This window comes from Labrys sp. F242 (genome assembly GCF_057813875.1).
In genome coordinates, this window is the sequence record NZ_JBVASG010000010.1 from 24,301 (window position 1) to 47,135 (window position 22,835).

The following is a 22,835-nucleotide window of genomic DNA, read 5'->3' on the forward strand; positions in this document are numbered from 1 at the left end:
GGTCCTGGCGGCGGAAGGCGCGGGGCAAGGCGATGCCCCACGCGTAAAAATCACTTGCTGCGGGCAGCGAGCAGCTTGTCGACATTGTCGGCGGTGACGGGCGTCCACGGCACGTTGTATTCCTTGGCGCTGCCATCCTTGAACGGCATGCTGGGATACTGGGCCCAGATATCGGATTGCGGCTTGTAGTTGCCCTTCCTTGCCTGGAAGATGGCAAGGTCCAGGGCTCCCTGCGCCTGGGCGCGGGCGTCCTGCAGGATCGAGGTCATCGTGCCCTGCTTGACAGCATTGAGCGCATCGGTGACGCCGTCGATGCCGGCAATCGCAAAGTCCTTAACATTGAGCTTGGCTGCCTTGATGGCTTCGATCGCGCCGAGCGCCATCTCGTCATTCTGGCCGATGACGCCATTGATCTGGCCGGGATGCGCCGTCAGCCAATTCTCCATCAGGGTCTGCGCCTCGGCGCGCGACCAGTTGGCGGTCTGGTCCTCGAGGATCTTCACATTGGGGCACTCGGCCAGCGCCTTCTTGTTGCCTTCGAGACGGGAGATCTGCGCCGACTGGCCGATCGGGCCTTCGATGATGACGACATTGCCCTTGCAGCCGATCTTGTCGAGCACGCTCTTGGCTTCCAGATAGCCCGAGACCGTGTCGTCGGAGCCGACATAGGACGACAACAGGTCGGAATGGACGCGTGTGTTCGAGCCGACGACGGGAATGCCGGCATCATGCGCGGCCTGGACGGCGGTGGCACCGGCCTCGATGTCGATGGGCACGAAGATGATCGCGTCGAATTTCTGCGTGATCATCGTGTTGAACTGTTCCTGCTGCACGAGCGCATCATAGCGCCCATCGAATACGGTCAGTTCCACCTCCCCATTCTTGACGGCAGGATGCTCCTTCAGCGCTGCCGTCCAGATCTGCATGAACTCGGCGTTGAGGCCGTAGGGGGCCGCACCGATCTTGATTTTCTTGTCCTGCGCCAGGGCAGGCGTCACCAGCAACGCCGTGGCCGCGGCCAGGGCGACAAGCAGTTTCCTCATGGTCGTTCTCCTCCGAAAATTGCCGCAGCCATGACGGCACGCGGTTCTGGATCGCGGGCGCGAGCGTCCGGATGGCACGGGCTTACTCGCCCTGGTTTCTCTTCTGATCCAGCATCACGGCACCGACGATCAGGGCGCCCTTGAGAACCTGCTGGTAGTAGGATTGGATGCCCATCAGATCGAGGCCGTTGTTCATCACGCCGATGATCAGGGCGCCGATCAGTGTGCCGGTGATACGACCGACACCACCCGACAGGCTGGTCCCGCCGATCACCACGGCCGCGATGGCATCGAGTTCGTAGGCGATGCCGGCCTGGGGCAAGGCGGAACCGGTGCGGGCCGCCAGCATCATCCCCGCCAGTCCCGAAAGTCCGCCGGAGATGACGTAGACGCTGAAACGGATGCGGGCAACGCTGATGCCTGACGTCTTGGCGGCATGCGGGTTGCCGCCCACCGCATAGATGTAGCGGCCGAAGCGCGTACGGTTCAGTACCCACCAGGAGAGGGCGAAAACCAGAGCGAGCAGGACGACCGGCGCAGGAATGCCGAACAGGTTGCCGGTGCCGATCCAGCGGAATTCGGGCGTGAGGGCAGGCACGGGCCGGCCCCCGCCATAGATGAGCGTCAGGCCACGCGCTGCCGAAAGCATGCCGAGGGTGGCCACGAAGGCGGGGACGGCAAAGCGCGAGACGATGATACCGGCCACGGCGCCGCAGGCGACACCGACGAGGAGGCCCGCAGCCAATGCGAGGTAGAACGGATAAGGCGCGCCCGGCAGGCCCGCCGTTGCCGAGGTGGTGGCGAAGCTGGCGGCAATGATGCCAGTGAGCGCCGCGACCGAGCCGACCGACAGATCGATACCTCGGGTGAGGATGACAAAAGTCATGCCGACCGCCAGCACACCGTTGATGGCGGTCTGCAACAACACGTTGGAGATGTTGCCGGCGGTGAGGAAGTACTGGTTGGAGACCGATAGGATCAGGGCAAGCAACAGGAAGGCGATGAAGATGCCGTATTCCTGGACGATCAGCCGGCGATGCTCCCTGCCGGGCCAGATGCTGGTCGAAGGATTCTCGTTAGCGGACACGTGGATTTCCTTTTTGTGCCAGGCGATACGCCGGGGCGCCGATCTCAGGTGGACAAATGCACGAGCGACTGCGCGTCCGTTTCTTCACGCCGGTGGATCCCGGCGGACCGTCCCTGCCGCATCACCAGGATGCGGTCGGACATGCCGAGCACTTCGTCTATTTCGGATGAGATCATCACGACCGTGCCGCCTGCCGCCGCGAAATCGCAGATGATGCGGTAGATCTCGCGCTTGGCGCCGACATCGACGCCGCGCGTGGGCTCGTCCAGCAGGAGAAGCTTGGGCTGGCGCAAGAACCACTTGCCGAGCACGACTTTTTGCTGGTTGCCACCCGACAGGCCGGAAACCGGCATGGTATCGCGCGCGGCTTTGATGCCGAAACGCGCGATCATGTCTGCCGAGGCGGCCCGTTCCTGCCGGCGCTGCATGATGAAACCCGGGCTCAACTCCGGCAAGCTCGCCAGACAGATGTTGTTGCGCACGCTGTCGGAGAGATTGAGGCCGGTGAGCTTGCGATCCTCGGTGACGAGCGCGATGCCTGCGCGCATGGCATCGGCGGGACGGGAAATGGTGAGCGGCTGACCGTCCAGGGCGATGCTGCCGGCTGTCGGCTTGTTCAGGCCAAACAGGCAGTCGAAGATCTCCGTACGCCCTGATCCCATGAGACCGTAGATTCCGAAGATCTCGCCCCGTCGCACGGAAAATGAAATGTCGTCGATCTTACCGGGAGCCGTGAGGCCGCGAACCTGGAAACTGATGTGGTCGTCGGGAACGTTGGTCTTGACGTATTCTTCCCCGAGCTCCCGGCCGACGATCATGCGGATCAGCTCGGGCCGGGTGATATCGGCCAAGGCACCGCTGCCGACATAACTGCCGTCCCGGAAGACGGTGTAGGAGTCGGCGATCTGGAAGATTTCCGACAGCCGGTGGGAGACATAGACGACACCCTTGCCGGCGGCCTTGAGCTGCTCGATGGCCGAGAACAGATGCTGAGCTTCCTTCTCGCCGATGGCGGAGGTCGGCTCGTCCATGAAGATGACCTCGGCATCGTGACTGAGCGCCTTGGCGATCTCCACGAGTTGCATCTGCGCCACCGAGAGATTCATCATGTATTGGCTGGCACGGATATTGAAGCCGAGCTGATCGAACAGCGCCTGCGCCTCCCGGTTCATCTTGCGGAAATCGATGCCGCCGAAGCGCGCCGACGGTTCGCGCCCGAGGAAGATGTTCTCGGCCGCTGTCATGTGGGGAACCGGGCTGAGTTCCTGTTCGATGATGGCAATGCCGGAGGCAAGCGCCTCGGCCGGACCGGAGAACTCCACGGCCTTGCCGCGGCGGCGGATCGCGCCGGCGTCTCTCCGATGCAGCCCCATCAGGATCTTCAGGAAGGTGGACTTGCCCGCGCCGTTGCCGCCGCACAGGGCATGGACGGAACCCGCATGGAGCTTGAAGGCGCCATTTCGCAAAGCAGCAACGCCGCCGAAGGACTTTTTGAGCCCCTCTACCTCAAGCAAGAGATCCACGCTTCCTCTCCTCATATGCGCACGCCGCCTGGCCGGCGGGGCACATCAACGTCACGAGGTCCAAGCTCGAGCGTCGATATTGACAATTGTCAAATAAGGATCGACAAATGTCAATAACTGCAAAAACGAACAAGAGCCGTGGCCGTCGGGCACCGGCATGTCTCGGGAGGGAACCATCGATGAAGATTGCTCTCGGCGCGGATGGCGCGGGAAAGCCCCTGCTTGATGTCATCGCGCATCATCTGGCCGGAAGGGGCGACATTACGGTTACGGATCTGAGCCGGCCGGGCTACTACGCCGACATCTCAAAGGTCCTCGCCGAAAGCGTGGTCAACGGCGAATACGATCGGGGACTGTTGTTCTGCGGCACCGGAATCGGCGTGTCGATTTCGGCGAACAAAGTGCCAGGTATCCGCGCCGCCCTGACCCATGACACCTATTCAGCGGAACGAGCCGCAAGATCTAACAATGCTCAGATTATTGCCATGGGCGCCCGTGTGATTGGCCCGGAACTGGCTAAAGCCATCGTCGACGTTTTCCTCGCATCCAGCTTCGATCCAAACGGCCCATCGGCGGACAACGTCAAGGCGATCGATCGTTTGGACGCGAGGAGGGGAAATGCATCCAATACATGAGGTTGCTGCACCTCAGCGGGTGAGTTGACCTATCCGCATTTGTCATAGCGAACGATGGAGTGCGGCAATGGACTATTGCGCAATCGACAAAGAAGCTGCTCCGCCGGCGGACTTGGCCGGCCTCGCCGGTAAAACATGCTCTTCGGAGACGGGAGGAAAAAGTGTCGTCATATAGCCTGAACCGGCAGGCGCCCTTTCTGCTGTTGATCAATTGCGCGGTGCTCGCTGCCGGGGCTCTATTGGCGGGCTCCAGTTTCATCGACAGCTACAATCTGCAATCCATGGCGTCGCAGGTTCCCGAACTCGGCCTTCTGGCGCTGGGCGTCATGTTGGCCATGATCTCGGGCAATGGCGGCATCGATCTGTCGGGCATCGCCCTGGCGAACCTTGCCGGCATCGCAGCCTTTCAGGTGACAAGCCATTTCATCGTGGCCGATGACGCACCGCTGCTGTTCTTCTGGGGCTTCATCGGTCTGGCGCTTCTCGTGGGCCTGCTCGGCGGCTTCGTCAATGGAAGCGTGATCGCCTATGCGCGGCTCACACCCCTGATCGCCACACTGGGGACGCAGCTGCTGTTCACCGGCATTGCGGTGTTCCTGACCAACGGCTCCGCGATCACCATGGGCTTTATCGAGCCGCTGGATGATTTCGGCAACATGCCGGTACTCGGCATTCCCCTGTGCTTTGCGTTGTTTCTGGCAATTGCAGCCGGCCTGGCGTTTCTCTTGAAATATACGCCGTTCGGCATGAAACTCATGTTGCTTGGAAGTAATTCCAAGGCGGCACGGTATGGCGGCATCAACGAAAAGCGCATGCTGCTTGTTACCTATACCCTCTGCGGCGTGCTGTCTTCCGTTGCCGGCGTCATTATCGCGGCCCGCAATTCCTCGGTGAAATGGGATTACGGCGGCTCTTATGTGTTGATCGCCATTCTGATTGCCGTTCTGGGCGGCGTTAGGCCCGAAGGTGGATACGGCAAGGTGATCTGCGTGCTGCTGGCTGCGACGGCGCTGCAGATTCTCTCAAGCCTGTTCAACTTCATGAACATTTCGAATTTCTTCCGCGACCTTGCCTGGGGCGTCTTGCTGTTGGCCCTCCTGGCCTTCTCACGGATGCATCTGGGCGTCTGGCTCAAGCCGAAGCGACGATAGCTCGGTTCGCGATCGGCTCGGCACCGTGAAGATCCCATAGAACCGGTAATGCCGATCTTAGAAAACGATTTTGCTTAAAATGGAGGAAACTATGAGCAAAATTACCAAACTGGCAGCTTGTACGATGCTGGCAGGCGTGTTGATGGCCGGGGCTTCGTTCGCTCAGGACAAGCCATCCATCGTGACGGTGGTCAAGGTCACCGGCGAAAACTGGTTCATCCGCATGAATGAAGGCGTGGATGCGTTTGGGAAGGACAATCCCGGCTTAAGCGCCAACCAGATCGGCCCCGCCAAGGCGGATGCGGCTCAGCAGGCCCGCATCATCGAAGATCTCGTCGCGAAGAAAGTATCGGCGATCGCAGTTGTTCCGATGGACCCGTCCGCACTCGAAGGCGTGCTTCGCCGGGCCTCTCAGCGCGGGATCAAGGTCATCACCCATGAGGGGGATAGCCTCAAGAATACCGATGTCGACATCGAAGCCTTCGACAACAAGGCCTTTGGTGCGCGTATCAACGAAAAGCTCTCCGCCTGCATGGGCAAGTCAGGCAAATGGACGTCCTTCGTCGGCTCGTTGGGCAGCTTGACGCATAATCAGTGGGTCGATGCCGGCGCGGAAAACGCCAAGAAATATCCGGGCATGGAACTGGTTGCCGCCAAGAACGAATCCTTCAACGATGCCAATCGCGCCTATGAAAAGGCCAAGGAGATCTTGCGCAAATATCCGGACATCAAGGGTTTCCAGGGCTCCTCTGCCATTGACGTGATCGGTATCGGCCGGGCTGTGGAAGAAGCCGGCCTTCAGGGCAAGGTCTGCGTCTATGGCCTTGGCCTTCCCAAGGATACCGGACCTTATCTGGAAAGCGGCGCCGTCAATCAGATCTTCTTCTGGGATCCCAAGGACGCCGGTTACGTCATGAACAAGGTCTCCGAGATGGTCCTGAAGGGCGAAGAGATCAAGGACGGGGTCAATCTCGGCGTGCCGGGCTATGAAAAGATGACCGTCATAAAGGGACCGGGCAAGGGCATCATCATGCAGGGCCAGGCCTGGGTGGATGTCGACAAGTCCAACTACAAGCAGTTCCCGTTCTGACAACGAGCATCGCTCACCGATGCGTCTTCCGATGGGCGTCGATCCCGTCCTGGAAGGCGCATCGGGGAGTTTTAGGAATTTGCCATGCACGCGACCGATCCTACGCCGCGCCTTTTGCCGCCGTTTCTCGAGGTTAGAAACGTCAGGAAGTCCTTTGGCGGCGTTATGGCGCTGAAGGATGTCAGCCTGACGATCGAGGGGGGGCAGATCTATCACCTGATGGGGGAGAATGGCTGCGGCAAGAGTACGCTGATCAAGATCCTTTCCGGCGCCCAGCTTGCCGACGAGGGGCAAATTCTGATCGATGGCCAGTCGACCGGAAGTAGAGCCGGAGATCTGGGCGCGATCGGGGCGCTACGGGCCGGCATCGAAACAGTCTATCAGGACCTGTCGCTCCTGCCCAACCTCTCGGTTGCCGAAAACGTCGCGTTTACCGAGCAACTCGTCGAGGCGTCGGGACGTCTGGTTCGCAGACTGAATGTCACGGCGCTTCATGAAACGGCGCGCCGGGCCTTGGCGGAAGTGCATCTTCCGACCGGTAGTGATTTTCTCACGCGTCGCACGGACACGCTGCCGCTTGCAACGCGCCAGCTGATTGCCATCGCCCGCGCTATCGCGTCCGAAGCGCGCCTGGTCATCATGGACGAGCCAACGACGTCGCTTACGCGGCAGGAAGTCGAGAATTTGCTGGGCGTTGTCGAGCGGCTACTCGCCAAAGGTGTCGCGGTTTTGTTCGTCACGCATAAGCTCGACGAGTGCAAACTGCTCGGGGGCCGCGCAATCATCATGCGCGACGGGCTGAAGGTCGCCGAACTCGATGTCGCCGATCACAGCAAGGCTGAATTCAGTCAGTGGATGACGGGCCGCAAGATCGGCGAGACACGCTATCGCACCGATCCCAACCTTGGCGACGTTCTGCTCCAAGTCGAGAAGCTCGAGGATGGCCGGGCTTTTCGAAATATCTCGCTGAGCGTGAGAAAGGGCGAGATACTGGGCGTCACGGGGCTGTTGGATTCCGGCCGCAACGAGCTCGCTCTCGCGCTGGCCGGCGTGAAGCCGGCGGTTGGCGGCAAGATACGCTTGGCCGGCAGGACGATCGCGCCCCAATCGACGCTGCAAGCCATACAAAATGGTATTGGCTATGTGCCCGAGGATCGCCTTACCGAGGGTCTGTTTCTTGAAAAGTCGATACAGGACAACATAACGCTGCCGATCCTGGATCGACTGCGCAATGCGCTCGGCATCCTCAGTTCCCGCAGCGCCCGTCGCACTGCGGAAGCCAGTGTTACCGACCTGCAGATCGTCGCGCCGGATGTAACGGTTCCGGTGCAGTCCCTTTCCGGCGGCAACCAGCAAAGAGTGCTCATCGGGCGGTGGCTTACCATCAACCCGAAACTGCTCATCCTGCACGGGCCGACCGTTGGCGTGGATGTGGGATCGAAAGACACGATCTTCCGGATCATCCAGCGCCTGGCCGATGAGGGCATGGGCGTCATCATCATCAGCGATGACCTGCCGGAGCTTTTGCAGAATTGCGATCGCATTCTCGTCATGCGCCACGGCTGCATCGTGGCCGCGCACGAGGCCGAAGGGCTGACTGAAGACGCGATCTATCAGTCCATGGCCGGCACGTCGAAGGAGATCGCGCAATGACCGAGATTGTATCCGCGACCGCTACCGCCCCCCAGCGCCGCGGCGTCGCACGCCGCTGGTGGGATTTGATGGGGCGCCGGCCCGAACTCTTCACATTGGTGCTGACGATTGCGACCTGCCTGGTCGTGATCGCCGCCAATCCCGACTTCCTCCAGATGAGCAATATCGTCGACATACTGCGCGCGTCGGTGGTGCGCGGACTGTTCGCGATGGGGGTGCTGGTCGTGCTGGCTTCCGGGGGCATCGACGTATCGTTCACGGCGATTGCCGCTTTCGTGATGTATGTCCTGACCATGGTCGTAACGAACTGGTTCCCGGGCATGCCGATGACGGTCATCTTGATCCTTGCGGCTCTCGGCGGTGCGGCCTTTGGAATCGTAAACGGGCTGCTCGTACAAAAACTCCAGGCACCGTCGCTGATCGTCACGATCGGCACCCAATATGTCATCCGCAGTTTCTTGCTGACATTCATCGGGACCGCTCTGTTCATGAACATCCCGTCCGCGATGGACGCTTTCGGCAAGGCTTCGCTGTTCACCCATCGCGCCTCGAATGGCGTTGTGTCCGTGTTGCCGGCGACGGTTCTGGTTCTGGTCGTTGCCGCTTTCATCACGTGGTACATCCTGGAACGCACGCTGATGGGCCGCGCCATTTTCGCCATCGGTGGCAATTCCGCGATTGCCGAACGTCTGGGTATCAATCTGTTTCGCGTGCGGGTGTTCGTGTTTGCCTATGCCGGGCTGCTCGCCGGCATTGCAGGTGTAATCCACGTTTCGAGCAATCGCCTCGCCAATCCGTTCGATCTTGCCGGCATGGAGCTTGAAATCATCGCGGCCGTCGTTCTGGGCGGCGCACGCATCACGGGGGGCTCCGGATCGGTGATTGGGACCCTGCTCGGCGTGCTGTTGATAACGCTGGTCAGCAACGTACTGATCTTCGTGGGTATTCCCAGCACGTTGCAACTGGCCATCGTCGGCATTTTCATCCTGATCGCAGGCACCATTTTCGCCTTGCGTAATCGCAGCTAGCAGGCGCCTGCAGCGCAGCCCCCCATGTATCTTATTTCAAGAGGTTTCCATGTCTCATGATGTGTCAGTCATTGGGCTTTACATTCTCGACGTGCTCGGGCGGCCGGTTGATGCCATTCCACCTGGCGGCAATGTGGAGTTCATTGACGAAATCAGGCTGACGGTTGCGGGTACCGCCGGTGGGACGGTGGTGGATCTTGCAAAGCTTGGGTTGAATTGCCTCGCAGTCGGTGCCGTGGGCGACGACGAGAAAGCCGATTTCGTTCTTGCAACACTTCAGCGCTTCGGCGTCGATACGGCTCAGATGCAGCGCCTGACAGGTGTGCAGACATCGTCGACCATTTTGAATATTCGGCGCAATGGCGACCGGCCGGCGCTCCATGCGCGAGGCGCCTCCGATCATTTCGAGATTGCCGAGAGCGATCTTGATGCGGTGCTGGCTCCGGCGATCATTCACCTTGGCGGTACCGGATTATTGGCCAAGCTCGACGGCGAGCCGAGCCGCAAATTGCTGGCCGAGGCAAAAGCGCGTGGGCGGACGACAACGTTCGACCTGCTCGGTGCCAATGACGGCACGCTCGATCTTATCGCACCCCTGTTTCCCTATATCGACTATTTCATGCCCTCCATCGAGGAAGCGCGGCAGATTTCCGGCGCGTCCGGCATTGAGAGTGCGGGCCGGTTCTTCCTCGATCGCGGCGTGAAACATTGCGTGTTCACGCTTGGCGGTGATGGCGTGTGCTTCATGGACGCTCACGGCGAGATCGTTCGCCAGCCGGCCTTCCAAATCGAGGTCGTGGACACGACCGGGTGCGGCGATGCGTTTGATGCTGGTTTCATCACGGCCCTGCATCGCAGGATGGACCTGAAGACCGCTTTGAACTTTGCCCAGGCATCGGCGGCACTGGTGGCGACGGGTCTCGGCTCCGATGCAGGCATTCGGTCGTTCGAGGACACATTGGCCTTCATGAACACCATGCCGATCAAACATTGAAGACTGAAAAGGAAACATGCCGGAAATCCGGCCCTTCATGATCCCGGAGGCCGGCGGCAGGCTCAGTCAAGGATGCGCTTCGTTCGGGCGAGCAGGGGGGCTTTTGCCGAAAGCGCAGCCGCGAGGCTTGGATCCCCACCAGCGAAGATCTGCAGAACGACGACCCCGCGCCTGCCGCGCAGGCGGGGCGATATAATTCCGCGCCGCTCTGGCCAGCGGTCTGCATGATCGAAACGGCCTCGACCCATCCTGCGTTCGACCTGATCAAGGGCTGTCGCCCGGTGCTTCGTGCATGCCAGCGCGTTTAGGGCAACGTCAAACGCCGCCGCTAGGCCGCTGATAGAGCCGGGCGATCCTTCTCCAAATCCTGCAACGCAAAGACCGTCAACACGGACACCCTGCCGTGAGGCGCCCGATGCCGATGATGTGTTCGTCCGAAAACCTCGATCGTTTCATGGCCCGTCTCCTCTGTCAGAGAGCAGGCTAACCTCAAGGCGAGGACTTTCCAGGGGAGCAGGTCACCGTGAGCCTGTCTGATCCCTTCTGTTTTTGCGGACTTTCACCGAAGCAACGTCCATTTCGGATGTATTCTTCGCCAATCACGAGGCAGGCGATCGCTTGAATCTGAGGATCAGGCTTGCCGGAGGCGACGCTTTCTCGCCGCGTCGCTCGGCACGGCTGTCACCGGCCCGCGGCCGGTCCTTCTAATTCTCAGCTAAGGCAACCCCTTCTACCATGGCTCGCGGCGAGGCGGTGTCTACGGCAGGTCGAGAAAGTTCCTTTTCAGCGATGGCAATATTGGAATTGGTTTCCCTAGGTGTCGCGGCACCCGCGCTAGGTGCCGCGTTCCTCGCCTCCGTCGTCGAGGTGGTCGAAGCGTTCACCATCGTCTTGGCGGTAGGCACCTTGCGGGGGTGGCGTCCGGCTTTAATCGGTACAATGGCCGCCCTTGTCGTCCTTGGCCTGCTGATCGCTGTCTTCGGCCCTTTGATAGGTCTTATCCCGCTTCAGGTTCTGCAGCTTGTCATCGGTATTCTCCTCTTGCTGTTCGGCATGGGGTGGCTGCGGAAGGCTATCCTGCGGAGTGCCGACATCATCCCGTTGCATGATGAGGACGCCATTTTTGAATCGGAATCCGCTCGGCTGGCGGCCGCTTCCGGGCGTGAAGCCCTCTCGTGGATCGCAGGGTTGACGGCCTTCAAGGCTGTTCTTCTCGAAGGCCTTGAGGTGGTTTTTATCGTCATAGCCGTTGGTGCTGGGCGTGGCCTGCTGCTTCCCGCTGCCTTGGGAGCGCTCGCTGCGTGTTTGGTGGTACTCGCAATCGGGTTGCTGCTGCGAAAGCCTCTCGCCCAGGTTCCGGAGAATACCCTGAAGTTTGGTGTCGGCGTGATGCTTTAAGCATTCGGTGTCTTCTGGACGGGTGAGGGCATGGGGGTACCGTGGCCGGGCTCGGTCCTGCGATTGCTTGGCCTGTTGCAGGCGCCTTTTTCGCATATCGGCCTTATGGAACGACCGATCGCTTCCTCGCGCTCACCAATCTCCTGCCGATCAAATTCCTCCGGTCTTTTCCGAACCAGCCAGATGGGAGCCTCGACACGTTCGTCGCGCAGGCGCTTTTTTATAGTTCCGATCGTATGTCCGCTTCGTAGCGAAACATCTGCTGAACATCGTGAGTGCGGCAGGCAACTCGAGCCACATCACCGCGCCGATCCAGATCCCGCGCGCCATTTGGAGGGGTTCATTCAGGCTTGAATCCGACCACCATCGAATCCGGTCCCAGCAATGGCTCGACGCGTGTGGACACGAAGCCTGCTTCTCGCATCCAAGTCTGGCAGTCCGCACCAGTATAGTCGAAGCCCCCACGAGTTTCGATCAGCATGTTCAAACTCATCAGAAGGCCGAAGGCATTCTTGCGGCGTTCGTCATCGATGACGGCGTCGTAGACGATCAGGGCGCCACCTTTCGGCAAGGCGGCGAAGGCTTTTTGTATTAGCAGCTTCTTCTGGGCGAGGTCCCAGTCGTGCAGGATATGTCCCATCACGATCACATCCACGTTCGGCATGGGTCCATCGAAAAAACTGCCAGCCTGAAAGCGTATGCGCTCGGTGAGTCCTTGTTGCGCGACGAATTCGTCAAATATCGGCTGTACGGCGGGCAGATCGAAGCCGATCGCGCGCAGATGCGGATGGCTCCGCGCGACCACCACGGGCACCATGCCCTGCGCTGCACCCACGTCGGCAAAAGTCGCATATTTCGACCAATCGAACTTGGCTGCAATCGTATGTGCCGCGCCGGCGCTGATACCGCTCATGGCCTTGAGGAAGCCACTCAGGCGCTCGGGTTCCGCGTAGAGGGCCGCAAAGAAGTCTTCGCTGTGTTTGCCTTCGTTTTGGGCTTCGCCTGTGTGCAGGGCCTCGGTAAGCGAGCCCCAGAAACCGTAGAGCCGGGCATTGGCCATTTCGAGGATACCGCCGATATAGGACGGCTTCGCTTTGTCGAGGAAGAGATCCGTATCGGGGGAATTGCGATAGATGCCATCGTCGCGCTCAAGCATCCCAAGAGCCACCAGGGCATCGAGGAAATCGCGAACCGCACGGGGATGCAATTTCAACTTGGTCTGCAGCGTCGGCAGATCGGCCGGTCCCGTAGCGAGTTCTGTGAAGACACCGAGTTCGACCGCACTGAGCAATGTCTTGGAGGCCCAGAAGCCCATGCCGAGCTGCATGATATTGTCTGGTGTCGTCGCGCCCATCGTTTGTCCCCCCATGGTTTGTGTCGTTGGACTGCTGTCGAACGGTAGAGACGGAAAGAATAGGAACGAGCATCCTTGGATGCGGATCGTGATCAGGTGCCGGCGGTTGCCGACGACATCCTAGCGCCGTGCAAAGATGATAAGGTATTTTGTAGTTTTGTGAAATAATTAAAAGCCGTATGCGCGTGAAATAAAAATAATTTAGAATAATATAGATGTGTTGGCGTGGACTAAAATTATCCTTGAGGGCAATATTGTGTGTGATTACTATATTTTTTATTTGAATATATGAGGATATTGTTTGTTTTAACAGAAAGTAAATTTATGGTGTGTGAATGGCGCGTGACCTAGAAGTAAGGGTTGGATATAAAACTCTCGCCTTTTTGTTTTCTGGCAGCAACAATTGAAGGCGGTCGGCAATCCAAACGTAACTACGGAATCGAAAGGCAATCCCATCACGTTGCATGGCGTCCAGCGCTGGAGGAAGTTCGTCTCTAAAGCGATTGCTCCTGGGGCGCGTGGCTTCGCGATGTCGAAGCAGTTCGCTTCGCCAATGGCCACGCCCGAATGAGATCTATAAGGGCTCGGAGCCTGGCCGGAATATGTCGGCGTCCGGCGAAGTAAAGGCAAGGCCCCGGATAGGGCGGTGTCCAGTCTTCCAGAACCACCATCAGTCGGTGGGCGGCAATATATTCTGCGACCACCGGCTCGGCGAGATAAGTCAGGCCAACGCCCGCCAATGCCGCTTCCAGCATCAGGCTGCTTTCATCGAGTGTCAGCGTACCCGGCACATCGATCAGCATGGTTTCACCCCGACGCTCGAACTCCCAGCGGTACAGCTTTCCGCTCGCCATACGAGCACGGATGCAGCGGTGACGGCTGAGGTCGGTCGGCACCTTGGGCACACCCCGCCTCTTGAAATAATCGGGGGTGCCGACGACCAGCGAGCGGATCTCCGGGAGTATGGGGACAGCAATCATGTCGGGAGGTACTGCCTCGGCGAGGCGAATGCCGGCATCGAAGCCTTGCCCGGTGACGTCGACCAGTGCGCCCTCTGTGACAATCTCCACCTCCACGCGGGGATAGAGGCTGGCATATTCGAGGAACAATGGCGTCAGGAACATTCTTGCCGCACCGAGTGAGGTGTTGATGCGCAACGTGCCGGTAGGCTCGGCACTGTGTTCGCCGGCGTGATCGATCGCGTCTTCGATGGCCGTCAGAGCCGGCGTGATCTCCCCAACGAACTGTTCCCCCGCCGGTGACAATGCGACGCTACGGGTCGTCCGGTTGAACAGCCTTACGCCCAGTCTTTCTTCCAGTGTCGCGATGGCGTGGCTAAGCGCGGAAGAGGATATACCGAGTTCTCGCGCCGCAGCGCGGAAACCGCCCGAGCGGGCGACCGCAGCGACCGCTTCCAGTTCGACCAGGCTGGCCTTTGCCATTGCGCGATATCCTTCATCAGACTGTCCCGCTTTGGCCTTCTTATCAGATCAGTGGTCGTAGGACATATAGGCCTTCACCAGCCTTCAATATGGAGCCCTTTCCAATGCGCAATATCGACACGATCTATATCGATGGCGCCTTTATCACGCCGCAGGGCGAGGAGCGCTCGTCCTTGTTCAATCCGGCCACCGAGGAGCGGATCGGCACCGTCCGCCTCGCGGATGCGCGTGACGTTGATACGGCCGTCGCTGCCGCCAAGCGCGCCTTTTCCGGCATGGCGCGTACGTCGAAGGCCGAGCGCATCGCCATGCTCAAGCGGCTTTCCGCCGTCGTGGCCGCTCGCAGCGATGATCTCGTCGCGACGATGACCGAGGAATATGGCGCACCTGCCATTTTCACAAGCTTTGCCGTGCCGCATGCAGCGTCCGTTTTCCTCGACATGGCGGAGACACTGGAGGGATATCAGTTCCGCCGCACCATCGGTCGCGCGGAAGTAGAGATGCGCGCATCCGGCATCGCCGCTGCGATCACGCCCTGGAACAGCAATTACGGCTTCATCTGCTCCAAGCTCGCAACCGCAATCGCGGCCGGCACCACGATCGTCATCAAGCCTTCCGAGATGAGCGCGCTCCAGACGCAACTCCTCCTGCAATGCCTGCATGAGGCCGGACTGCCGCGCGGTGTGTTCAACATTGTCAATGGCATCGGTTCAGTGGCAGGCGCTGCCCTCAGCGCGCATCCGGACATCGCAAAGATCAGCTTCACCGGCTCCACCGCCAGCGGCCGGGCGATCCTCGCTGCGGCGGCCCAGACGATCAAGCGGGTAACACTCGAACTGGGCGGCAAAAGCCCGACCATCATTCTCGACGATGCCGATCTGGATCGCACGATCCCGCAGGTACTGATGACAGGTTTCGGCAACAGCGGGCAGGCCTGCATCGACGGCACGCGCATCCTCGTGCCCGAACGCCGTCTCGACGAGATTTTGGAGCGACTGAAGGCGGCAGGCGCCGCGATGAAGGTCGGCCCCGCCAATGATCCCGGCGTCCAGATTGGCCCGATGGTCAGCCTGAAACAGTGGGAACGCGTCCAGTCTTACATTCGGCTCGGGCAGGAAGAAGGAGCCACATTGCTCATCGGCGGTGAGGGGCGCCCCGATCACCTTGATCGGGGCTGGTTCGTCCGCCCGACCATCTTCACAGGCGTCACCAACCAGATGCGGATCGCGCGCGAGGAGATATTTGGACCGGTGCTTTGCGTGATCTCCTATCGGGACGAGGCAGAGGCCATCGCGATCGCCAACGACACCGATTACGGGTTGGCGGCCTATGTCCAGTCTTCCGATCCGGAACGGGCACGCCGGGTCGCGGGACAACTGGAGGCCGGACGTGTCGCGATCAATGGCGCCCCGCACGAGCCGCTTGCGCCTTTCGGTGGGTTCAAGCAGTCGGGCATTGGCCGCGAATTCGGGCCATTCGGATTGGAAGCCTTCCTCGAACCCCGCGCGATCATCACCTGAAGCCTACCGACTTTCGAGGGAAGGTGCGGTCCTCCTTCCGTCACTGATGCAAAGCGATGGCTTGGTCGAGTCGGCCGGCGGCGCAGACGCTGTCTTGTGGGGGCTTCTGCCTTTCTGCCCCCACAACGGCATGAGGCTCAGGCGTGCCTCAGCCAAAGGTAAACGCAAAGGCCTGGGCGCCCGGATCGAGAAACTCGATCTGGAACGTTTGATCGCCAATCGGCTCATCTTGTCGAACCAGTTGGTAGAGGCGCTGGCCAACGATTGTGCCGTTACCCTCGGCATCGATATCTACTCCGTGAGCCGCACCCGGTGCCTTGCCGTCGATCAGCACCCGAAAACGTACAAGCTTGCTGTCGGCGCCAGGACCGAGAACCAGATGCAGGTCACGAGCATGGAAGCGAAAGGTGATGCCACCGTTGGCGGCATTGAGAGAGGCGCTCTCTTTCTCGACCGTCCAATTTCCGCTGAGCGTCCACTGATTGATGTCGAGACTACCGGCTTTGGCATAGACCCGCGGTTTGTTGACGATCATCCCCGACGGCGACAAGAAATTGTCCGCACGCTCATAGCCGATATAGGTCTCGGGAGAGACGACGTTGACGGTATCGGCTGCTGCCTCTACCCCTTGGGCCGACAGCCTACTACCGAAACGTCTGCAACAGAACCAAAGCGCCTTCCGACGCTAAGCGCCGCGATCGAACCCGTCATCGGCCACTGCAAGAGTGACCACCGCATGGGTCGCAACTTCCTCGCCCATTCCTCAGGCGACGCCCCCAACGCCGTTCTCGCCGCCGCACGCTACAACTTCAGCCTGCTCCTTAAATGGCTCTGCCTGCTTTGCGCCCTCTTCCTGGCCGCGCTCGGCGGCTCACGAGCACGCGCAGTCAACTGCACCCGCCTGAACGCGACTACTTCACGGGCGACTTTCTTGAAGATCTAGCGAACGCCCGGATTGCCCTTGGCGTAGGTGAGAACTTCTTAGCCGTCCGCCTCTTAGCCCTTTCTCCTCAGCGCCAATTGCTTTCCCGCTCCGAGCTCGGTGCGAATTCCGGTGGCACCACCACCATCGGATTCTCGCCCGGAACATAATTGTCCACCAGCGCGTAGCCCTCGGCGATGATGGTCTCGACGTTCTGACGTGTCATAATCACGTCGAAGGGCAGGTGGGCTGCGAACGGATCCCAGTCGGAACACACCGTGCTGACCTCGCGCATGGCTTGGCGCGGTACCTGCAGGGAGAATTGCACGAGCCCTTCGAAAGAGGTGATGGAGTTGATGAAGAGGCCGTCCGGCATGCGGCCGAGCGCTTCGAAGTGAGCAGTGAGGGCTTCCCGAGCCGATGAAGGACGATAGCCGCAGCAGGCGACTTCAAGCACTATTTCCTGCCCATTGGCTGCCACGGCGTCGCGAAAGCCGTCGATACGGCGGTCGGTGGCATGCTCTCCGGCAACGCCGCCGAGAAAGAGCAGGTCACGCGGTGCTTTCCGACGCTTTCGTAGTTTGGCGATCAGTTTTTCGGTGAGGGCACGCGCACCCCCGTAATTGTCGGTGACCACCGAGGGCGCATCGCTGCCGGGTAAGTCGAGATTGACGCAAGGAATGCCCGCAGCCCGGCACAGGGCATTGAGCGGCTTCGTGTTGCGCACGCCGGCGATGAACAGGAACTCGACCTGTTGGGACAGCAAGGTACTGGTGACGCTGGCCTCGATTTCCTCGTCGCGCCGCGTGCTCACCACAATGGGGCACAGGCCGCGCTGGCGCGTATCAGCCTCGAAAGCCTCGGCAAGGCCGGCGAAGAAGCGGTTGCGGTAATGGGGGATGATCATGCCGGCAAGGCCGGAGCGCGACAGGCGCAAGCCCCTGGCCTTCATGTTGACGGCGTAGCCGAGTTCCTGGGCTGCCTTCAGCACGCGCTTGGCGGTTTCTTCCTTGATGCGATAGCGCTTCCAACTGTCGTTGAGCACGAGGCTCACCGTGGACGGGGAGGCCTGGGTCGCCTTGGCGATGTCATAGATGGTGGATCTACGTGTGCTTGGCGAGCGCGCCATCGTCCCCTCGCTGGCTATATCGAGTTCGGTACTTTCTGAAAATGCATGCTAAATCCTTTCAGCTATCTTGACAATCTGTGCTGAATGGATTTAGCTAAGAAAGGCTTCGGGAGCAGCTAACGCCGTCGCCGGCAAAACAAATTGGGAGGACTCTCGTGACTTCGCATTCTGACTCCATCCGTGCGTCGAAGATCAGCCGCCGCACCTTTCTCTCTGGCTCGGCCCTCGGGGTTGGCGGCTTGCTGATACCGGGCGTGCTCGGTGGCGCCCGCGCATCGGCGGACAAGCCGGTCATCGGCGTAGTGGTGAAGATCGGTGGTATTCCGTGGTTCAATGCCATGGAGGCCGGTATCAAAAAGAAGGCGGCCGAGCTCGGCGTCGACGCTTTCATGGTCGGCCCTACCAGCGCCGACCCGGCCCTGCAGGTTCGTGCGATCGAGGATCTAATTGCCAAGAAAGTCGATGTTATCGGTGTCGTTCCTAACGATGCCGAGGTGCTCGAGCCCGTGCTCGACCGCGCCCGCAAGGCGGGCATCAAGGTGATCACCCACGAGTCACCGAAGCAAAAGAACGCCGACTACGACTTCGAGCTGGCGTCCGCGAAAGGCTTCGGCGAGGCCTACGGCAAGCGTCTCGTGGACGCGCTGGGCGGCAAGGGCGAATATGCGGTGTTCGTCGGATCGCTCACAGTGCCGCTGCACAACGCCTGGGCCGATGCGGCGATTGCTTATATCAAGGCGAACGCACCCGACATGAAGGTGGTCGGCGACCGGTACGGTGTGGCGGAGAACGTCGATCAATCGCGGAGCACGGCTCTCGACTTGATTCGCGCCAATCCGAACCTCAAGGCTTTCCTCGCCTTTGGCAGCCAGGGCCCGATCGGGGCGGCGCGCGCGGTGAAGGAGAAGCATCTCGACGGCAAAGTGCTGGTGCTCGGCCCGTTCTCGCCTGGCCAGGGCCGGAAGCTCGTGCATGATGGTGTTTTGACCGGTGGTTTCATGTGGAATCCGGCGCTCGCGGGAGAGATTTTTGTCACCCTCGGCCAGATGGTTGCCAAGGGCGAGCCGATCAAGGACGGGAGCAATATTCCCGGTCTCGGTGTCGTGCATCCGGATGGCCACAATCTTATTGTGAACGAACTGGTAGAGCTCAACAAGGACACGATCGACGATCTGGCGAAGATGGGCCTCTGACCCCTCGACGTATTTGCCTGGAAACACACCCGGTGTCGCCGCCGGGTGTGCTCCCGATGAAGCCCTCATTCCGTGAGCTTTCAGACAATGGCCAATGTCCATGCAACTGCGGCAGGAGAGTCCGCGGCGGCGCCCGCTGTTCCCTTGCTGAAAATCGAGCATGTCTCCAAACAGTTTGGTGGTATCAAAGCGCTCGATGACGTCCGCTTCGACATCATGCCGGGAGAGGTTCTGTGCCTCGCAGGCGAGAATGGCTGCGGAAAGAGTACACTGATCAAGATCATTACCGGCGTGTATCAGCCCGAGCCCGGGGCGGTGATGAGCTTCATGGGGCGCCCGATTGCCGACCTGAGCCCGGCCGGTGCGCGCGGCCTCGGGATTCAAGTCATCTGGCAGGATCTTGCGCTGTTCGCCGAAATGTCGGTGGCGGAGAACATCGGTTTCGAGCGCAATCTCGGCGGCCGTCCGCGCCTCGTGAATTACGGTGCGATGCGCGCCGACGCGCAGAGAATCCTCAAGCGCCTCGGCGTCACGCTCGATCTCGACGCGCCGCTACGCACACTGCCGATCGCCCAGCGCCAGATCGTGGCCGTTGCCCGTGCGCTGGTGACCGAGGCCACGCTCGTCTTCATGGACGAGCCGACCGCATCGCTGAGCCACGCCGAGACCGAAGCGCTGCTCGACATCATCCGGCGCCTTTCCGCCGAAGGCATATCGGTCGTGCTCGTGAGCCATCGGCTCGCTGAGGTGCTCGATGTCTGCAGCCGCGTCACGGTGATCAAGGACGGCAAGCTCGTCGGAACATTTCCGACCGCCGGCATGACCCAGACCCGGCTCACCGAACTCATGACCGGCAAGACCTTCGACTATGCCGTCAGCCGCCGCGATCTCTCGGCCAAGAGGCCGGTGCTCGAAGTCAAGGGCCTGTCACAGGGCCGCGAATACAAGGACGTGTCGCTGACGGTCCGCGAAGGTGAGATCGTCGGGTTGACCGGGCGGCTCGGGTCGGGCCGCACGGAATTCGCGCTGAGCCTGTTCGGCATGACACAGCCGGACCAAGGCGACATACGTCTCGACGGCAAGCCCATCCGCTTCGCCAGCAATCGAGACGCTATCGATGCCGGCGTCGCCTATGTCTCGGAAGATCGGCTGACGCTGGGACTGATCCAGCCGCAATCGATCGAGGATAACGCCGTCATCTCGGTCCTCGATACCCTGCTCGATCCGAAGCCGCTTCTGTCTTTCAGGAAACGGGATACGCTGGTCAGCAAATGGATCAGGGATCTCGGCGTCAAGATCGGCAAGCCGGGCAATGCCATTTCGACCCTCTCCGGCGGCAACCAGCAGAAGGTTGTCCTCGCCAAGTGGCTATCGACCAAGCCCCGCCTGCTAATCCTCGACTCGCCGACGGTCGGCGTCGATGTCGGTGCTCGCGCTGGCATCTTCAACATCGTGCGCCAGCTTGCCGACGAGGGGATGGCGATCCTGCTCATCTCCGATGAAATTCCGGAAGTCTATTTCAACTCGGACGTGGTGCTGCACATGCGTGACGGCCAGATCGTCGGCCAATATCGGCCGCAGGACGTTGAAATCGACGCAATTGAGGAGGCCGTTCATGCGTAGCCTCGGCATCGGCTCTACCGAGCGCTGGCTCATTCTCGTGATTCTCGTCATGGGCGCATTTCTCAGTGTCTCGACCTCGACTTTCCTGACACTGTCCAATCTGTTCGATCTCCTAAACGCGAGTTCGGTCAACATTATCTTCGGCGTCGGCCTGCTGGTGGTGCTGATTGCAGGCGGCATCGATATTTCGTTCGCCGTCGCCGCGTCGATCGTCCAATATCTCACGGTGCTCGCCCTAGGGGCCGTTGGCGGCGGAAACTGGGTGCTCGGCTTCATTCTGGCGGGCGCCATCGGCTCGGCGCTCGGTTGCTTCAATGCTTTCTGGATCTATCGGTTCCGCATCGTTTCGATCGTCGTGACGATTGCGACCTATAATCTCTTCTTCGGCCTGCTGATGTTCTTCACCGGCGGTTCGTCGCTCTACGACCTTCCAGACTGGCTGACCGATCGGATCACGATCATCAGCTTGGATACCGCCGACGGCCGCGCGGAAATCACGATCCTGGTGGCGGTGATGGCCGCGTGTGTCGTTGCCACCTGGCTGCTTCTCAGGCGGACCAGCACCGGGCGGCAGCTCTACGCGATGGGCGACAATACCGAGGGTGCGCGGCGCATCGGCGTCAGCCTCGGCGCCATGCACTATCTCGCCTTCGGCTGGCTCGGCCTCATGGCGGGCATCGGGGGGCTCATGCAAGCGCACTACGCGCAGGAGGTCGTCCCCACCGCGCTCTACGGTCGCGAACTCGATGTACTCGCCGCGGTCGTTCTCGGCGGCGCGCGGCTCGGTGGCGGGCGCGGCTCGATCCTCGGCGTCATCCTCGGCATCATCCTTGTGGCGATGACGCAGAACGGCCTGAACCTGCTCGGCATCTCGCCTTATGCCTTCAAGATGATCATCGGCGTGATCATCCTCGTCGCCATCACGCTTTCGAGCGAGGGTGTCAGCAAACTCATCGGAAACTGGCGCGCTGCGCCGACGCGGAGGACGGCCCAGTGACCACTCAAAACAAGACGAGCGGCACGAACCGGCTCTTCGATCCCGAAATCGGAGCGCTTCTTGCCCTGCTGGTCTTCGTCTGTCTTGTCTTCGGCGTGTCGTCGCCGAGCTTCCTGAGCGGCACGACCTTCACCTCGATCGCCTTCCAGCTACCCGAACTCGGGCTCCTGACGCTGGCGATGCTGATGCCGATCATCTCCAACGGCTTCAACCTCTCCGTCACCTTCACCGCCAACCTGTCGGGACTCGCAATGGCGGCGGTTCTGCACGCCTTCGGCGGCGTCGATGCCGGGCCGTTTGCCATCGCGCTCGGCATCCTGGCGGCGCTGGCGACGGGAGCGGCGATCGGCTGGCTTATGGGCCTGATCATCGCCACCACCGGGGCGCATCCGATCCTGGTGTCGCTCTCGATGATGATCTTCGTGCGGGGCCTCGGTGAATTTCTGACTCGCGGCGGTGACATCTCGGGCATGCCCGATGCCGTCCAGGCGATAGGGCAGGGAACCCTGCTTGGCATACCGGCACCGGTGTTCGTCTTCGTCGCAGCGGTACTGATCTGGTATGTCGTGATGTCGCGGACCCGCCTCGGCTTCGCGACCAGGATGATCGGCTCGAATCTCGAGGCGACGCGCTATTCGGGCATCTCGACGCACCGCTCGCTCACGCTGATCTATACGTTGTCCGGCCTCATGTGCGGTCTTGCCGGTATCGTCATGCTGTCTCGCTTCAACTCGGTGCGCGTTGGGCACGGCGAGGCCTACCTGCTCATCACCGTGCTCGGATGCTTCCTCGGCGGCGTTTCTCCGAACGGAGGTTTCGGTCGTGTACTGCCGGTCGCGATCTCGCTCGTCATCCTGCAGGTGATCGCCTCGGGCCTGAACTCGCTGGGTGCCAACCAGCACTTGGCGACCGCGCTGTGGGGCGGCTTCCTGCTACTGGTCATGGTCGTGCGCTCGATCTGGGCGAACGGCTTCCCGCCATTCATGTTCATGAGACGATGAACTCGCCCGACCATGCTCACTCGTCACGCCCGGCTGTCGAGGGGCCGTTCGC

Annotated in this window: 18 protein-coding genes and 2 pseudogenes; 13 read left to right on the forward strand and 7 right to left on the reverse strand. The window is 60.7% G+C overall.

Annotated features, from left to right (window positions below):
- Positions 1-50: 50 nt before the first annotated feature.
- The 3 genes from ACZYTC_RS33420 to ACZYTC_RS33430 all read right to left on the reverse strand — a co-directional run bounded on the left by ACZYTC_RS33420 (position 51) and on the right by ACZYTC_RS33430 (position 3,653).
- Positions 51-1,043, reverse strand: a complete 993-nt coding sequence (locus ACZYTC_RS33420; protein WP_434961238.1) for a substrate-binding domain-containing protein — start codon at positions 1,041-1,043, stop codon at positions 51-53.
- A gap of 82 nt (positions 1,044-1,125) precedes the next feature.
- On the reverse strand, positions 1,126-2,130 hold the full coding sequence (locus ACZYTC_RS33425) for an ABC transporter permease (RefSeq protein WP_434961237.1): 1,005 nt from the start codon (positions 2,128-2,130) through the stop codon (positions 1,126-1,128).
- 44 nt (positions 2,131-2,174) lie between these two features.
- Positions 2,175-3,653: a sugar ABC transporter ATP-binding protein gene (locus tag ACZYTC_RS33430; RefSeq protein ID WP_488991684.1), complete on the reverse strand. Its 1,479-nt coding sequence runs from the start codon at positions 3,651-3,653 to the stop codon at positions 2,175-2,177.
- 179 nt (positions 3,654-3,832) lie between these two features.
- On the opposite strand from ACZYTC_RS33430, the gene derI reads away from it, so the two are divergent.
- The 7 genes and pseudogenes from derI to ACZYTC_RS33465 all read left to right on the forward strand — a co-directional run.
- Positions 3,833-4,288 (forward strand): D-erythrulose-4-phosphate isomerase, encoded by a 456-nt coding sequence (gene derI / locus ACZYTC_RS33435; protein WP_434961235.1) that lies wholly within the window; start codon positions 3,833-3,835, stop codon positions 4,286-4,288.
- A gap of 161 nt (positions 4,289-4,449) precedes the next feature.
- Positions 4,450-5,439, forward strand: coding sequence for an ABC transporter permease (locus tag ACZYTC_RS33440; protein ID WP_441774259.1), 990 nt, complete (start codon positions 4,450-4,452; stop codon positions 5,437-5,439).
- Positions 5,440-5,530: 91 nt separating this feature from the next.
- Positions 5,531-6,529: an autoinducer 2 ABC transporter substrate-binding protein gene (locus ACZYTC_RS33445; protein ID WP_441774260.1), complete on the forward strand. Its 999-nt coding sequence runs from the start codon at positions 5,531-5,533 to the stop codon at positions 6,527-6,529.
- Between the two features lie 84 nt (positions 6,530-6,613).
- Complete coding sequence (locus ACZYTC_RS33450) at positions 6,614-8,182, forward strand: sugar ABC transporter ATP-binding protein (protein WP_441774261.1); 1,569 nt, start codon at positions 6,614-6,616, stop codon at positions 8,180-8,182.
- Entirely contained in the window at positions 8,179-9,210 is a 1,032-nt protein-coding gene (locus tag ACZYTC_RS33455) for an ABC transporter permease (RefSeq protein WP_441774262.1), read from the forward strand. Before ACZYTC_RS33450 ends, ACZYTC_RS33455 begins: the two co-directional genes overlap by 4 nt.
- A 49-nt stretch (positions 9,211-9,259) precedes the next feature.
- Entirely contained in the window at positions 9,260-10,204 is a 945-nt protein-coding gene (locus ACZYTC_RS33460; RefSeq protein WP_441774263.1) for a carbohydrate kinase family protein, read from the forward strand.
- A gap of 789 nt (positions 10,205-10,993) precedes the next feature.
- Positions 10,994-11,680, forward strand: a pseudogene (locus ACZYTC_RS33465) (COG4280 domain-containing protein); the annotation flags it as partial.
- Between the two features lie 262 nt (positions 11,681-11,942).
- Here ACZYTC_RS33465 and ACZYTC_RS33470 read toward each other — a convergent pair.
- On the reverse strand, positions 11,943-12,956 hold the full coding sequence (locus tag ACZYTC_RS33470) for a methyltransferase (RefSeq protein WP_441774264.1): 1,014 nt from the start codon (positions 12,954-12,956) through the stop codon (positions 11,943-11,945).
- 494 nt (positions 12,957-13,450) lie between these two features.
- Positions 13,451-14,398, reverse strand: a complete 948-nt coding sequence (locus ACZYTC_RS33475) for a LysR family transcriptional regulator (protein WP_434961229.1) — start codon at positions 14,396-14,398, stop codon at positions 13,451-13,453.
- A 104-nt stretch (positions 14,399-14,502) separates the two neighbouring features.
- On the opposite strand from ACZYTC_RS33475, the gene ACZYTC_RS33480 reads away from it, so the two are divergent.
- Positions 14,503-15,918 carry an aldehyde dehydrogenase family protein gene (locus ACZYTC_RS33480; RefSeq protein ID WP_441774265.1) on the forward strand — a complete coding sequence of 472 codons (1,416 nt, stop codon included), beginning with the start codon at positions 14,503-14,505 and terminating at the stop codon, positions 15,916-15,918.
- Positions 15,919-16,066: 148 nt separating this feature from the next.
- Here the strand turns inward: ACZYTC_RS33480 and ACZYTC_RS33485 are convergent, their stop codons facing one another.
- Positions 16,067-16,558 (reverse strand): hypothetical protein, encoded by a 492-nt coding sequence (locus ACZYTC_RS33485; RefSeq protein ID WP_441774302.1) that lies wholly within the window; start codon positions 16,556-16,558, stop codon positions 16,067-16,069.
- A gap of 51 nt (positions 16,559-16,609) precedes the next feature.
- Between ACZYTC_RS33485 and ACZYTC_RS33490 the strand changes: the two are divergent.
- Positions 16,610-16,861 (forward strand): annotated as a pseudogene (locus ACZYTC_RS33490) (hypothetical protein); the annotation flags it as partial.
- A 67-nt stretch (positions 16,862-16,928) separates the two neighbouring features.
- On the opposite strand, the gene ACZYTC_RS33495 reads toward ACZYTC_RS33490, so the two are convergent.
- Complete coding sequence (locus ACZYTC_RS33495; protein ID WP_488991685.1) at positions 16,929-17,969, reverse strand: LacI family DNA-binding transcriptional regulator; 1,041 nt, start codon at positions 17,967-17,969, stop codon at positions 16,929-16,931.
- 239 nt (positions 17,970-18,208) lie between these two features.
- On the opposite strand from ACZYTC_RS33495, the gene ACZYTC_RS33500 reads away from it, so the two are divergent.
- From ACZYTC_RS33500 to ACZYTC_RS33515, 4 genes are all read left to right on the forward strand, one after another.
- Positions 18,209-19,162 carry a substrate-binding domain-containing protein gene (locus ACZYTC_RS33500; protein WP_488991706.1) on the forward strand — a complete coding sequence of 318 codons (954 nt, stop codon included), beginning with the start codon at positions 18,209-18,211 and terminating at the stop codon, positions 19,160-19,162.
- A gap of 87 nt (positions 19,163-19,249) precedes the next feature.
- Positions 19,250-20,785: a sugar ABC transporter ATP-binding protein gene (locus tag ACZYTC_RS33505; protein ID WP_488991707.1), complete on the forward strand. Its 1,536-nt coding sequence runs from the start codon at positions 19,250-19,252 to the stop codon at positions 20,783-20,785.
- Positions 20,778-21,782: an ABC transporter permease gene (locus ACZYTC_RS33510; protein ID WP_441774267.1), complete on the forward strand. Its 1,005-nt coding sequence runs from the start codon at positions 20,778-20,780 to the stop codon at positions 21,780-21,782. Before ACZYTC_RS33505 ends, ACZYTC_RS33510 begins: the two co-directional genes overlap by 8 nt.
- On the forward strand, positions 21,779-22,783 hold the full coding sequence (locus ACZYTC_RS33515; protein ID WP_441774268.1) for an ABC transporter permease: 1,005 nt from the start codon (positions 21,779-21,781) through the stop codon (positions 22,781-22,783). The genes ACZYTC_RS33510 and ACZYTC_RS33515 overlap by 4 nt, the downstream gene beginning before the upstream one ends.
- Positions 22,784-22,835 lie beyond the last annotated feature (52 nt).

Excerpts from the sequence above, each read along its gene's own strand:
- ACZYTC_RS33460 (WP_441774263.1), top strand. The coding sequence starts at position 9,260 with ATGTCTCATGATGTGTCAGTCATTGGGCTTTACATTCTCGACGTGCTC.
- ACZYTC_RS33470 (WP_441774264.1), bottom strand. The coding sequence starts at position 12,956 with ATGGGCGCGACGACACCAGACAATATCATGCAGCTCGGCATGGGCTTC.
- derI (WP_434961235.1), top strand. The coding sequence starts at position 3,833 with ATGAAGATTGCTCTCGGCGCGGATGGCGCGGGAAAGCCCCTGCTTGAT.
- ACZYTC_RS33480 (WP_441774265.1), top strand. The coding sequence starts at position 14,503 with ATGCGCAATATCGACACGATCTATATCGATGGCGCCTTTATCACGCCG.
- ACZYTC_RS33495 (WP_488991685.1), bottom strand. The coding sequence starts at position 17,969 with ATGGCGCGCTCGCCAAGCACACGTAGATCCACCATCTATGACATCGCC.
- ACZYTC_RS33510 (WP_441774267.1), top strand. The coding sequence starts at position 20,778 with ATGCGTAGCCTCGGCATCGGCTCTACCGAGCGCTGGCTCATTCTCGTG.
- ACZYTC_RS33475 (WP_434961229.1), bottom strand. The coding sequence starts at position 14,398 with ATGGCAAAGGCCAGCCTGGTCGAACTGGAAGCGGTCGCTGCGGTCGCC.
- ACZYTC_RS33445 (WP_441774260.1), top strand. The coding sequence starts at position 5,531 with ATGAGCAAAATTACCAAACTGGCAGCTTGTACGATGCTGGCAGGCGTG.
- ACZYTC_RS33505 (WP_488991707.1), top strand. The coding sequence starts at position 19,250 with ATGGCCAATGTCCATGCAACTGCGGCAGGAGAGTCCGCGGCGGCGCCC.
- ACZYTC_RS33420 (WP_434961238.1), bottom strand. The coding sequence starts at position 1,043 with ATGAGGAAACTGCTTGTCGCCCTGGCCGCGGCCACGGCGTTGCTGGTG.
- ACZYTC_RS33455 (WP_441774262.1), top strand. The coding sequence starts at position 8,179 with ATGACCGAGATTGTATCCGCGACCGCTACCGCCCCCCAGCGCCGCGGC.
- ACZYTC_RS33450 (WP_441774261.1), top strand. The coding sequence starts at position 6,614 with ATGCACGCGACCGATCCTACGCCGCGCCTTTTGCCGCCGTTTCTCGAG.